General features: G+C 69.2%; 17 protein-coding genes and 2 pseudogenes. All 19 read right to left on the bottom strand.

All coding sequences use genetic code 11. From position 1 onward, the window contains the following. Positions 1-23: 23 nt before the first annotated feature. Positions 24-377 carry an extradiol dioxygenase gene (locus tag HY049_13205; protein MBI3449859.1) on the bottom strand — a complete coding sequence of 118 codons (354 nt, stop codon included), beginning with the start codon at positions 375-377 and terminating at the stop codon, positions 24-26. Between the two features lie 49 nt (positions 378-426). Beyond that, the gene (locus tag HY049_13200; GenBank protein MBI3449858.1) at positions 427-999 is read right to left on the bottom strand and encodes a hypothetical protein; all 573 of its coding nucleotides are present in this window, start codon (positions 997-999) and stop codon (positions 427-429) included. Positions 1,000-1,030: 31 nt separating this feature from the next. Continuing rightward, complete coding sequence (locus HY049_13195) at positions 1,031-1,462, bottom strand: DoxX family protein (GenBank protein ID MBI3449857.1); 432 nt, start codon at positions 1,460-1,462, stop codon at positions 1,031-1,033. An 8-nt stretch (positions 1,463-1,470) separates the two neighbouring features. Beyond that, entirely contained in the window at positions 1,471-2,268 is a 798-nt protein-coding gene (locus HY049_13190; protein MBI3449856.1) for a carbon-nitrogen hydrolase family protein, read from the bottom strand. 4 nt (positions 2,269-2,272) lie between these two features. Next, on the bottom strand, positions 2,273-2,725 hold the full coding sequence (locus HY049_13185) for a cupin domain-containing protein (GenBank protein ID MBI3449855.1): 453 nt from the start codon (positions 2,723-2,725) through the stop codon (positions 2,273-2,275). Positions 2,726-2,823: 98 nt separating this feature from the next. Then, positions 2,824-5,259: an ABC transporter permease gene (locus HY049_13180; GenBank protein MBI3449854.1), complete on the bottom strand. Its 2,436-nt coding sequence runs from the start codon at positions 5,257-5,259 to the stop codon at positions 2,824-2,826. A gap of 175 nt (positions 5,260-5,434) precedes the next feature. Then, positions 5,435-5,641, bottom strand: a complete 207-nt coding sequence (locus HY049_13175) for a hypothetical protein (GenBank protein ID MBI3449853.1) — start codon at positions 5,639-5,641, stop codon at positions 5,435-5,437. 22 nt (positions 5,642-5,663) lie between these two features. Next, a complete protein-coding gene (locus HY049_13170) occupies positions 5,664-6,284 on the bottom strand; it encodes a Type 1 glutamine amidotransferase-like domain-containing protein (GenBank protein MBI3449852.1) in 621 nt (206 codons plus the stop codon). A 52-nt stretch (positions 6,285-6,336) separates the two neighbouring features. After that, positions 6,337-6,443: pseudogene (locus HY049_13165) on the bottom strand (methyltransferase type 11). A 16-nt stretch (positions 6,444-6,459) separates the two neighbouring features. Then, positions 6,460-6,942, bottom strand: a complete 483-nt coding sequence (locus HY049_13160) for a hypothetical protein (protein ID MBI3449851.1) — start codon at positions 6,940-6,942, stop codon at positions 6,460-6,462. Between the two features lie 76 nt (positions 6,943-7,018). Continuing rightward, entirely contained in the window at positions 7,019-7,570 is a 552-nt protein-coding gene (locus HY049_13155) for a GrpB family protein (GenBank protein MBI3449850.1), read from the bottom strand. Further along, positions 7,567-8,161, bottom strand: a pseudogene (locus HY049_13150) (class I SAM-dependent methyltransferase). The gene HY049_13155 and the pseudogene HY049_13150 overlap by 4 nt, the downstream one beginning before the upstream one ends. A gap of 39 nt (positions 8,162-8,200) precedes the next feature. After that, entirely contained in the window at positions 8,201-8,458 is a 258-nt protein-coding gene (locus HY049_13145; protein MBI3449849.1) for a hypothetical protein, read from the bottom strand. A 100-nt stretch (positions 8,459-8,558) separates the two neighbouring features. Next, positions 8,559-9,380, bottom strand: a complete 822-nt coding sequence (locus HY049_13140) for a hypothetical protein (protein MBI3449848.1) — start codon at positions 9,378-9,380, stop codon at positions 8,559-8,561. A gap of 18 nt (positions 9,381-9,398) precedes the next feature. Continuing rightward, the gene (locus HY049_13135; protein MBI3449847.1) at positions 9,399-10,145 is read right to left on the bottom strand and encodes an ankyrin repeat domain-containing protein; all 747 of its coding nucleotides are present in this window, start codon (positions 10,143-10,145) and stop codon (positions 9,399-9,401) included. 107 nt (positions 10,146-10,252) lie between these two features. Then, a complete protein-coding gene (locus tag HY049_13130; protein MBI3449846.1) occupies positions 10,253-10,498 on the bottom strand; it encodes a hypothetical protein in 246 nt (81 codons plus the stop codon). A gap of 26 nt (positions 10,499-10,524) precedes the next feature. Beyond that, positions 10,525-11,256: an MOSC domain-containing protein gene (locus tag HY049_13125; GenBank protein MBI3449845.1), complete on the bottom strand. Its 732-nt coding sequence runs from the start codon at positions 11,254-11,256 to the stop codon at positions 10,525-10,527. A gap of 37 nt (positions 11,257-11,293) precedes the next feature. Beyond that, positions 11,294-11,863, bottom strand: a complete 570-nt coding sequence (locus HY049_13120) for a hypothetical protein (protein MBI3449844.1) — start codon at positions 11,861-11,863, stop codon at positions 11,294-11,296. Positions 11,864-11,941: 78 nt separating this feature from the next. Next, positions 11,942-12,539: methyltransferase (locus tag HY049_13115; GenBank protein ID MBI3449843.1), on the bottom strand; the 598-nt coding region annotated here is incomplete at its 5' end.

Raw genomic sequence — 12,539 nt, 5'->3', positions numbered from 1 at the left:
GCGCGCGATGACGGTGACGGGGGTCACGGGATCACCGGTTTCGGGCGCGCGTGGCGGGGCTGGTAGACGCCGATCCTGCCGCCTCCGGGGAGCGTCAGCTTCGTGAGCATCCCCCACCCCATCGCCGCGACGGGCTCGCAGGCGACCCCCGACTTCGCCATCGAGGCGACGAACTTCTGGACGTCGTCGCACATCAGGTAGAGCTCGTGGACGTCGTTCTCGTCCGACGGGTGCACGGCGACCTCGGCCGGCGGCAGCCCGAAGATCAGCCACCCTTCGCCGACGTCGACGTGCGGGAACTCGAGGACGTCGCGCAGGAACGCGCGATCGGATTCCGGATCCTTGCTGTAGATGATGGAGTGCGCGCCGATGATCATGCTCGAACGTCCTCCTCAAGAGCCCATCCGGCCGCACCGGACACGCCGGCTACGCTCGGCCGCGAACGAACCCGGCGAGCACGAGCCCCGAGAGCAGCCACCCGATCGCGAGGCTCGCGATATTGATGAGTGTGTGGTTCCAGGGAAACTTGTGCCAGTTCCAATCGGGGATGCGGCAGGAGATCCCCGCGGCGACCCCGCCGAGCAGGATGAAGACCACGCGCTCGCCGTAGCCGAGCCCCGTCGTGTTCCGGAGCATCCAGCCGAAGATCAGCGAGACGGCGACGTTTCCGACGAGCGCGATGGCCAGCATCTTCGGAAACGGAGCGAATCTCTCCCTCGACACCACGGCGAAGACGAGCGGCCCGCTCTGCATCTTGTTCCAGACGATCTGATCGATCGCATCCCGCTGTTCCTTCGTCGAGCCGACGGGGTACCTGGGCTCCGCGGGGAGACCGTAGATCCCGGTGGTGGGGGCCTCATCGGCCAGGAACTGCGCCACCTTCTCCTCGTCCCGGAATTCCTTGAAGACCCCGCGCTGCCAGGGAAGGGCCATCCACGAGATCGCGCTCCAGACGAAGAACACGAGGGCTGCCAGTGTCACGCCGAGGACGAAGCTCATCATCAAACCTCCGGTGATCCGTCGAGTGCGTTCACGGAGCTCGCCGCCCCGGGGCCTTCGATCGAAGGCGGTCGATCAGCGCGTCGAGGCTGAAGGGTCCGCCTCCCTGCGCCGCCATGAAGAGAAAGATGAAGCAGAAGAGCACCGCGGAGTCGCCGTGGTTCTGGATCGGCCACGCTCCCTGCGGCGCGAGGAACTGCCAGTAGGCGACCGCCATCTCGCCGGAGAGGATGAAGGCGACGGGCCGGGTGAAGAGGCCCAGCATGATGGCGATGCCCCCGAAGAACTCGAGGAGGCCGCCGATGCCGATCTGCGTCATCAGCGGCGCCGTCCCGCCGGGGGGCCCGCCGGGCATTCCGCCGAACCACCCGAGGAACTTCATGCTGCCCGCCTGGAAGAAGAGGAGCCCCGCCACGAGCCGGAGCAGGAAGTACGCGATCGGTGCGGCGCGGTTCGTGGTCATGGTTCTCCTCACTCCCCTTCGCGGTAGCGCTCCGGCGCGTACCGGATCGCCAGCATCCCGGTGGCTTCGTCCAGATCGATGGCCTGCACCAGAACCCCCTCCCGGCCGTAGGGGAGATACGCCTGGCACTTCCCCGACGGAGTGATGAGGCTCGTCGCCGACTCCTGGAAGCGCAGAGCGTAGTTGACGCTGGCGAAGTAGATCGTGTTCTCGAGGCTCCGCATCAACATCGCCTTCTCGTAGTAAGGCCCGCCGGCCGCCCCCCACTCCGTCAGGGCCGCGCCCGCCCGCTCGTGTCCCGTGTGCTGCGGGTGAAAGACGATCTTCGCCCCGCGCACCGCAGCCCATCGAACCGTCTCGGGATAGCGCCACCCCTCGTGGCAGATCGCCACGCCGAACTTGACGCCGTTGACCTCGAAGATCTGCCGGGTCTCGCCGGGGACGTAGAACGGTTCCTCGGTCGGGTCGAGCTGGTTCTTGCTCTGGTATCCCAGGACCCGGCCGTGCGCGTCGAGGACGCAGGCGGCGATCTGCCTGCCCGCGTCGGTGACGCGCTCCATCCCGAGGATGACGGCCATTTCATGCTCGCGCGCGCACTGCGCGACGGCCTGGAGCGCTCGATCCTGCTGGGCCTGATCGTAGGGGAATACCTCGAAGTCCTGTCCCCGAAGCCCCGGGAGATACGCCTCCGGGAAGCAGACGATCTCGGCCCCCTGCGCCGCCGCCTCGGAGATGAGGCGGCGGATCCTCTCCAGCCCGTCGTCGAGCGACGTGGCGACGCGAGGCGACGCCAGGGCGATGATCATGCCGTCACCGTGGCGGCCACACTCTTCCGGCGAGCTCGGGAGGAAGGGTCTTCGGATCCTCCGGGTAGAAGCGGGAGAGATCCGGCTCGGCGCCGGTCTGCGCCTCCTGGGGCGCCGCCACGATCAGCCAGAGCGCGTCATCCGGAGTGTCGTTGAAGACCTGGCGCAGCATCTGCGGGGCCACGAGGACGCTGCCGTAACGGGGGACGGTGACGGTCGTGTTCCCGATGCGCATCCGCCCGACTCCCTCGAGCAGGAAGTAGAGCTCCCACGAGTCGACATGCCTGTGCCAGGTGTTCGCGGAGTAGGCCGGAAGGCGCCATAGCCGACCTCCGAGCCGATCGGCTCCCCCGAGGGTTTTCATCAGGTCGGTGTTGGAGATCTTCATGATGTTCGAGGGGCGCCAGCTCTGCGCCTCCGGGAGCAGGACCGAGTAGCCGTCATCGTGAATCGACATCGTTCCTCCCCGGCCCCCGATGCGTCGCGTCGCGCGCGAGGGGCTTCCCGAAGACTACCCCAGAGCAGACGTGAGCGAAACAGATCCGATCGAGAGGTTTACTCCGCCCGCAGCGTCTCGGTGGGGCTGATCCTCGAGGCGGTTCTTGCGGGCACGTAGCAGGCGACCAGGGCGATCGCCATGAGCAGGAGCGTGACGCCGGTGAGGACCGGAGCGCTGCTGGTCTGCATCCCGGGGAAGATGGCCGCAAACACCCTGCAGATGCCGACGGCGCCCAGAAGCCCGAGGGCGGAGCCGACGAGCGCGAGTTTCACTCCCGCCCCGAGCACGAGGCGGATGATGTCCTCCACCTGCGCCCCGAGCGCGAGGCGGATGCCGAACTCGCTGGTGCGCTGGGCCATCGTGCGGGCGATGACGCCGTAAATCCCGAGGGAGGCGAGACCCAGGCCGAGCAGGGCGAGGAAGGAGAGCATGCTCCCGAGGACGCCGTCCTGGTAGTTGGCCCTCTCGATGGTGGTCTCGGCGGGCTGGAGCTGGCGCACGGGCAGATCGGCGTCGAGCGCCGCAATGGTCCTTCGAACGCCGTCGACCAGCCCGGCCGGCGCGGCGCCCGACGTCCGCACGGCGAGCTCGCCGTAGGGGCGGGGCTCCTGGGCCATCGGCTGGTATAGCTGGTAGGTCACGGTGACGCGATCCGCGTAGACCGACTGGACGTCGGCGACGACGCCGACGATCTCCCCCCATTCGACCGTCTTGCCGCCGGCCCGGGCGAGGCGCTTGCCGAGAGGGCTCTCGCCGGGGAAGAGACCCGTGGCCATCGCCTGGTTGATGACGAAGACCTTCGGGGAATCGAGCTTGTCGTTCAAGTCGAAGGCGCGTCCGCTGAGGAGGCGCGTGCCGACCGTCTCGAAGTAGTGGGGGCTGACGCCGTTGATGACGGCGCCGGGCTCGTGGCCGGGCTCGGGGACCTCGCGGCCCGCGACGAGGTACTTGCGCGGCTCGGCGAAGCCGAAGAAGGGCATGGCGTACGAGAGGCTGGCGGAGGCGACGCCGGGAAGTGCCTCGAGGCGCTCCAGGGCGGCGCGCTGGAAGCTCGCGACCGCCGTATCGCCCGCGTAGGCGGCGGCCGGGAGGAGCATGTTGCCGGTGACCAGGTGATCGGACTCCCAGCCGGAGCGGCGGTTGTTCGCCTCGTAGAGGCCGCGCCCGAAGAGGGCGGCCCCCGCGAGGAGGACCATGGCGAGGGCGAACTGCCCGACGATCAGGAACTGGCGGAACCGCTGGTGGCCGCGATCGCCGGTGGCGCCCCGCCCTCCGCTCTTGAGCGTGCTGATGAGATCGAGCCTCAGGGCGAAGAGCGCGGGGGCGACGCCGAAGGCGAGGGCGGTGAAGAGGCAGGCGGCGAAGGTCCAACCGAGCACGCGCCAGTCGAGGCGGAGGACGACCGCCTCGCCGTTGTCCCCGACGCTTGCGACGGCCAGCCAGTCGGAGGTCCACATCGCGACCTGGATCGCGCAGACGCCGCCGGCGAGGGACAGCAGGAGGGATTCGACGACCAGGGGGCGGAGCAGGCGCGCGCGCGAGGCGCCGAGGGCTGCGCGCACCGCGAGCTCTCGGGCCCGGGCCATCGTCCGCGCGAGCAGGAGGTTCGCGAGGTTCGAGCAGGCGATGAGCAGAACGAACCCGGAGAGGCCGATCAGCATGGTGAGAACGGCCGGGGCCTTCTCATCGCCCGTGCCGGTGGAGATCGGGAGCGTGCGCCAGGTGCTTCCGAGGTTGGCCTCGGGGAACTCGGCCGCGAGGCGGCGGCCGAAGGCTGCGACGATGCCTCCGCCCTGCTCGCGGGTGACGCTCGCAGCGCGCCGGCCGACGAGGCGGAGCCACGTGGCGCTGCGGTCGTGGGCTTCGTCGTCGCGGAGGCCGAGCGGGCGGAAGACGTCGGCCCACCCGAGGCTCCGCCAGTCGTTGAAGGCCGCAGGGAGCACGCCGATGATCTCGTGGGGCTCCCCGTCGACGCGCACGATCCGGCCGATGATCCCGAGGTCCCCCCCGAAGCGGTTCTGCCAGACCCTGTGGCTGAGCACGAGGACGCGGTGCTTGCCCTGCGCGGCTTCGTCGGGACGGAACGATCGGCCGAGCCGGGGCTCGACGCCCAGGACCGAAAAGAGGTTGGTGGTGGTCCGGGCGCCGGTGACCATCTCGGCGGGACGGCCGGGCTCCGCGAGGCTCATCTCCGCAGGGCCGTAGGCGGCGATCTCGCCGAAGCCGCTCACCTGCGAGGCGAGATCGAGGTAGTCGGCCGCCGAGACGGCGCCCCGGGAGTCCTGGGGTGTGGTCCGATAGATGCGATCGAGGCGATCGACGTCGGCGTACGGGAGCGGGCGCAGCAGCACTTCGTTGAGGATGCTGAACGCCGACGTGTTGGCGCCGATGCCGAGGCCGAGCGTGATGATGGAGATGAGGACGAAGCCGGGGGAGCGACCCAGCGATCGGATCGCGAAGCGGAGGTCCGTGAGGATGGCGGGCTCGTTCATGGCGCTCATCTGGGTTCACCGAGGTGCAGATCTCGCGCCACACTCCGCCGCCGGCCGCATCGCGCTCTGCGGCAAGGCGTTGTCCCTGAGCCCGGGATCTCCGCCCCGGCCGCCGCGTGTCCGCTCCCGACACCCATCGGTCCCAGAATCGGGACTCGGGGGAGGGTGGCTCGGGTCATTCACGCCCGGTGGCGCTCCGCGGCCCGAATCGTCCCGTGAGCCCCATGACGAGGAGCGCGAACCCGACGCCCAGCGAGAAACCGCTTCCGGACAAGCCGACCGCATTCACGCTTCTCACATCCTGCGAGAAACGAACGAGGCCGCTGACTCCGATGATGACGAGAATGGCGACCTGGGGCATGACGCGTCGGGTGCGTTCCATATCGGCTTCGTCTCCATGATTGTCACAAGGCGGCGGTGATGACGACCTCTCCGTCGCGCAGCGCGACGAAGGGGAGCTTGTTCACGATGAGGTACTCCACCACGGCGTCGATCCGGCCCGCCTCCTCGTGATCGGACCTGTAGTGCGGCACGATGCTGTACGGGACCAGGCCCAGCCCCTCCCAGATCGCCGCCTCCGTGTATCCCGCGGCGAGCGCGTCCGGCGGGTCCACGAGGTGCGCTCCGCGAAGCGTCGGCCCCGTCACGCACGCCCCGGCACTGTACCCGCCGTAGACGAGCCCGTCATCTCCCCGCCGCTCCATGATGTATCGGTCGAAGCCGCTCTGACGCATCGCCCGGCGCAGGAGGAAGACGTTTCCCCCGTTGACCCAGACGAGACCCGCGTCGATGAGCGCCGACCGGAGCCGATCGGGGGCGGCGAAGTAATCGCGCAGGTCAAGCTCCGCGGCGGAGAAGCCGAGTCCGGCGAGAGCCTCGATCGAGCCTCGCGCGTGGGACTCCCTCACGGGGGTGTCCGCGTGGTCGAGGGCGTTGGCGATCACCAGGGCGGTCGGCCGTCGGACGAGGGAGACGAGCGCCTTCGCGTCGTTCCCGAGCAGGAAGGAGGAGAGGTAGAGGTGCATCGACGCTATCTCAGATGCGGGTGGTCACCCGCAGGAAGGTGGCGGGTACCGACCCCAGGCGGGCCAGAGGAGCCGCCGTCGTGCCGTCCCCGCCGCCGAGATCCAGGACCTTCATCGGGTGAAGTCGCCCTTCTCCCACAACGCCTTGTTTGGATTCATCACGGGTCCTTTCGCGTCACCTGGACTTGGCGGGAGGGGGCGGGAGCGGCGTCCTCGAGTAGAGGCCGATCGGGTGGCCGGCCGGATCGGCGAGCACCGCGATCGCTCCCCTGCCGTTCGGCAGGTTGAAGGGAAAGCCGGGCGGGATCATCCCTCCGAGGTCCTTCGCCTTCTTGCAGCTCGCCCGGATGTCGGCGACCTGGACGTAGACCACTCCGTCGAACGCGGAGATGGCGCCGTCGGCCATGCGCAGCGTCCCGATCGACGTGCCACCGGCGACGATCTCCGCCGCCTGATCGCTCCCCTCGACCGCGGTGAACTGCCAGTCGAAGAGCTTTCCGTAGAACTCCTTCGACTTCGGCACGCTGGTCGTCGTGATGTCGAACCAGGCGATGCGGCCGGGCCCGACATCCGCCGGGAGATTCTTGTCGGTCGCGGCGTGGCTCGCGCCGGTCGCGAGAGTCGAGGCCATGATCATCGCCAGCATCGCGTGTCGCATCGCGGATCTCCTGCGTCGGGTTGGAAGGCAGCGGCGCATGGTAATAGGCCGCGCGGCGGCCGGGCAAGGGATCTGGTCAGCGCTTGGGAGTCGGACCGGACGAGCCCAACCCCATCGCCAGCGCCCGGGCCGTGACGCGGTCGATGAACGGGCCCTTCGCCTGAGTGTACGCCTCGCGATCGAGGTGATGCTTCCGCGCCAGATCCCGCTTCAGCGACTCGTACTCGGCAGCGACATCCGGGTGAGCGCGCAGGTAGTCGCGAAACGCCAGCGGGCGGGCCCACTGCGGCGCGCCCACCGGGATCAGATGCAGGTGATGGGTTCGGAAGGCCGGCGACGGCTTGCAGAACCAGTGCTCCAGATCGACCTGGTAGGGGAAGTGGCAGTAGCCCAGCCCGGTCGCCGCGGCGATCGCCGGGCGCGACCCGTCGAGCGTCCGCACGCCGGCCATGATGTCGATCACGGGTTTCGCCGCGAGGCCGGGCACGGCCGTGCTGCCGATGTGCTCGATCGGACCCGCGAGCCATGCCGCCAGGGCCCGACGGAGGATCTGAGACTCTTCGGCGAACCGCGCCGGCCACGACGCGTCGTAGGGAACGATCTCGATCGGCGCCTCGAGCGAGGTCATGGTGGAAGGGCCCCTCCGAGCGCCGTCAGGATATGCCCCGCGCTGCCGACGCGCAGCCCGTCCGCCCGATCCGCAAAGAAGCGCGCGTTGATCTCGTCGGGCCCCGCATCGCGGATCGCGTGGAAGCCGAGGGTGCGCATCGCGGCAATCAGGGATTCGGGCTCGAAGAAGCTCCGAAAGGGCTCACCGGCCGCCGCCACGCGCGCGGCCAGCGCCTCGAAGGCAGCCCGCTGAGGCGGCGCCAGCGACGCCTTAGGGACCGCGTAGTCGAGGACCACGCCGCCCCCCCTGCGCGGCGAACGTGTCGAGGCCGGCCCCCAGCACCACGTACTGTCTCACCCCTCTCGCCACGGCCTGCGCGAGCGCGTCCTCCGCCCATCGGCTCCGCACGGCGAGGAATGCGCGGAGTACCGCGTCGACGCGACCCCCCTCGAGGCGCCGCGGATCCGCTCGCAGGGCGGCGGCTGTCGCCTCTCCCAGGATGGCGAGCGCCAGGGGATCGTCGTGCACGCGCGGCGCGTCCAGCAGCTGATGGGCGGCGCGCCGCATCGCCACGCGCTCGGCGGTTCGGCTCGGCCGGCTCTCAATCATCCTGTCGCCGCCGAACGTCGCCGCCCGGAGCCACCCGGCTCACTGGGCCGGGACGACGACGGCCGTGTTCTGAAGGGACAGCGGCACCCAGCGGCCGTTGACCTTGCACATGAGGTACCCCTTCATCCTCCCCGCCTCGATCCCCTGCACGACGAGGCCGAGGTCCTGACCGAGCGGCCTCCACTGGCTCTCGTCGACACCTCGGGGCATGTCGCTCGCGGCATTCCCGACGGTGCACGCGACAATCGCGCACGACAGGACGAGTGTCGCCATCGCGACGCCGATGTTCCTTCGCATAGCTCCTCCTTCTGTGACATGGGCGCTCACATGCGCTCTCGCGAGACCTTTCATCCATCACTCTCGGACTTTCCGGCGCCCCGCGCAAGCGGCGCGGTTCTCACGCCAGCGCTCTCGCGACGGACATCGACTCCTCGTTCCAGGTGTGACGAGGTCCCGCGGCGGCGCGGGCGAACATCCAGAGACGGACGCGCCCGGCGTCGACTTCGAGGAGATCCGCGAAGCGGCGGACCGTCGCGTCGGGATCCGCGAGGACCCGCCTCTTGCAGTTGAGGAGATGCTGTGTCGCGTCGTAGGCGCGATCACCGACGAAGGGCTTGGGGTCGATCACGAGCCACGGCTCCCGCCGCGCGCGAAGGACGTTCCCCGCGTGCAGATCGGTCGCCAGCAGCACGTCGCCGGCCGACGGCCGCGACAGCTCGTCGAAGAGGCGCAGTCCCTCCCGGACCAGCCCGACGTCGGGCCATCGAGGGGCGGCGGCGTTCGTCTCGCCGGCCCAATGAGCGAGCATCGAGGCGAGCGGGCGGAAGACGCGCGGGGATGGAGGAGTGCGCCAGAGGCGGCGGAGCAGCCCGGCGAGGACGACGTCCTGCTCCGGCTCCGGCAGCTCGCGCAGCGGAGTTCCGGGGTCGCACCGCTCCAGGAGCATCGCGTTGAGGAGTGCGTCGCTTTCGAGCAGGCGCGCCGTCGGGTTGCCGTCCAGGAGTCGAAGCGCCTCGATCTCGTGCGTCGCCTCCATGTGCGGCATCCCCAGCTTGAGAACGGCGGGGGAGCCGTCGCGGCGGAGGGCGAGCGCGACCCACGAGCAGCTCACCTCGTCGCCGTCGAACGGTTTCGCGAGCGTGAGCGACCACCTGTCCTGCAACCGGCGAATCGTGTCGGGCAGCTCCTCGAGCCACGCGCTGCGCTCGGGGATGATCATCTCACGGTCTTCGCTCGTTCATGCGATGTCGCCCCGGCCCCGCAGGTAGTCGGCCACCTCGGTGCGCCCGGCGTGCTCGGCCCAACCGAGGGGAGTCCCCTGGTGGTGGCTGTCCTCGATGTCGAGCCGGGCTCCTCTCTCGACCAGCAGCCGGACGACATCCATGTGGCCGGCCAGCGCGGCCTGGTGCAGCGGCGTTGAGTGCGAGTGGGCCCCTTCCGGATTGTACCGATTCGGGTCTTCACCGGCGTCGAGAAGCATTCGGACGATCTCGGCGTGTCCGAACTGCGCCGCCCAGGCGAGCGCTCGATGTCGAAGCGCCGCGCCGGCGGCTGATAGCGCCCGGCGCACGTCGTCGAGGCGACCCATCGCGGCCGCCGCGGCCAGGTCGACCTTTGCCCCTCGGCGGATCAACGCGTCCACCGCCTCGAACTCCCCGTGTCCAAGGGCCGCCGCCATGGCGCCCTCGGGGTCGGCGCCGGCGTCGCATAGAAGGTCGATGAGCGGAACCTGCACTCCGCACTCGCGCGGCACCCGACCGGAGCAGACGAGCCCGAGGGTCGAGTCGATGCTCCGCCGCTCCAACCGCGCACCTGCGTCGAGAATCGTCCGGGCGACCTCGACGATGTTCGGCGGCAGCGCGTCGTGACGCACCGGGTTCTCCGCGACGAACTCGAGCAGCGTCGGATCGCGGAAGTAGTTACCGCCCTCGAAGACGATTCGTTGACGGACCAGATCGGGATGGCTCGCCAGGTGACCGCGCAAGCCGTCGACGTCGCCCTCATCGAGAAGGTCGACCGCTCGGCGAAAGACCGTGTCCTCGATCCGTTCGTGGTGAGGAAGATCCGTTGTCGAGCGGCCCGTCCGGCCGATCATGACGGAGCCGGACCGGCTCTTTGCTTCGCCAGCTCCGCTCGAAACGCCTGCGCCCTCTCGGCCACATACCGCTTGTAGCCGTCGGGATCGATGAAAGGTGAAGGGGCCCGTTCCTTCATGCGGCCATATCTCGCTTCCAGGTCGAAGAAACTGCCGCGGGCGCCGAGAAAAGCGTCATTCTGCGCGGCGGCACTTGCCGTGAAGGCCATGGCCGCGAGCAGCGCTCCCGAGAGAGCCTTCATGACACGGTGACGCTCATGTTGTCGTCTCACGCTCGGCGGAAATGCACGGTCTGCCCGACGGCCAGACGACCGATGCGCGTGACGGTGCCGTAGATCCCCGCGTTGTTCTCGTTCGCACGAACGACCGCCTTCATCATCTCCGGCGCGGGACGTGCCGAGTCGGGATCGAGGTTCAGCATCGAGCAGCGTTCGTCGCGCATCGTCACGGCGATGGAGGGGGCGTCGTCCCCCTCGCCGAAGGAGAGCAGGCCGCCCACCCACTCGTCCTCCTGGAAGGGGACCGATCGCAGTGAACGAACCAGGACGTTCGGGCGAAAGCGTCGCACGTCCGGGCTCCGCCCCGCGAGCCGCGAGACCTCGCGCACGGTATCGGACGCGATCACGGAGATGGTCGCCGCATCGAAGATGCCGTCCCTGAGCTGCATCATCTGCACGGGAGCCCCGTACCTGCGCCCGATCTCCGCGGCCAGCTCCTCCCCGAAGACGGGCAGCTCGGCGCCATCCGGCGTGCGAACGTGCGTGGGGGGGTCTCCTCCGGCACCGCCCTCACGGCGGTGCGGAGCGAAGAGGAGCAGGTCGGGAAGCTTGCCGGCCGACAGCCACGGGAACCCGCTGCGATCATCGATCCTCCGGAACGCCAGGCGCCTGTCACCCTCGAGGCCGTGCCAGCCCAGCTCGGCGATCTCGAGACGTTCGCCGCCCATGGACTTCACGGGATACCTGAAGATCGCCTCCACCTGTCCGACTTCCATGACCATGCTCAATCCGAGTCCTCCTGACGCTCTCGCAGGTCGCTCAGCCGGCGTGATGCGGGAGCCGGTCGAAGCTACCGACGACGGTGAGCGGTGCTGGCGGCCACTCGAGGGCCTTCCCCGACACGACATTCTCGCAGGTGGCGAGCTTGACGAGGAAGCTGCCGCCGAGCTCGTCCGCGCCTGCCCGCGTGGTGGTGCGAAGATAGCCGTTGGCACGATCCGCGGGTCGGCAGCGCAGCGTCACCTGCCTGCCCCCGAGCTCCAGCGGGAACACGAGGCGCGTCCCAGGAGCGAGCCGCCCGTCGCCGTCGATCTCGATTGCGAGATCCCACCCGTCGGCGCTGAGCTCGAGGCGGTCGTGCGCGACGCGTCCAATCGAGGCGCCACGGCTCTCGTGGCCGAACCTCAGATCATCGGTCGGGAGGAGCCCGAAAAGCCCGAAGAGGGGCCGGGCGGAGAGAGGCTTCACGACGCGCACCTCGAACGACGGGCTTCGGGAGGTCGCTGAATTGATCGCCGCGACCCGCCCGTCCGGTCGCAATCCGATCGCGACGAAGCCCGCGAGCAACGCCAGCAACGCCAGCGCGATGATGATCAGCGATGTCCTCATGCCACCCTTGATCGTCGCAGATCGTGCCGGAGCCGCGTGGCGCTGTGGCTCGCGCTCACATCGCCCGGCCGCGAGCCCTCAAGCCCTCACGCCCTCGACGACCGAGAGGTGGGTCTCCGTGGGAACGACGCGCCGAAGCCTGAACCCGGATCGCTTCAGCAGCTCCCGGAACTCCGACCGGGTGCGCTCCCGGCCACGCGGCGTGAGCACCAGCATCTCGAGATCCAGAAGCTTGCCGAAGTGCGCCCTGTTGCCGGGCGGGATGACCGCGTCGACGATGAGCACCTTCCCGCCGGGCCGCAGCGCGCGGTGGCAATTTCGGAGGATCTGAATCGCCCTCTCGTCATCCCAGTCGTGGATGATGTGCTTCATCACGCAGGCATCGCCTCCCTCCGGAACGGACGCGAAGAAGTCGCCGCTGACGATTCGGCAACGGTCGGCCACGCCTCCGCTCCGGAGCAGCGCGGTGGCCCCGGCGGCCACGTGCGGAAGGTCGAAGAGGATGCCGCGCATCCTCTTGTTCGCCTTGAGAATGGTCACGCTCATGAGGCCGTGTCCGCCGGCGACGTCGACCAGAGTGTCGATCCCGGAAAAGTCGTAGGCGGCGACCACCGCCTTCGACTCGAACGTGCTGATCGAGGTCATCGCCGCGTCGAACACCGCTGCGGATTCCGGC

It is taken from the genome of Acidobacteriota bacterium (genome assembly GCA_016195325.1).
Taxonomy (GTDB): Bacteria; Acidobacteriota; Polarisedimenticolia; order JACPZX01; family JACPZX01; genus JACPZX01.
Note: the sequence above shows the minus strand (reverse complement) of the source record. Positions and strands in the feature narration are given on the sequence as shown.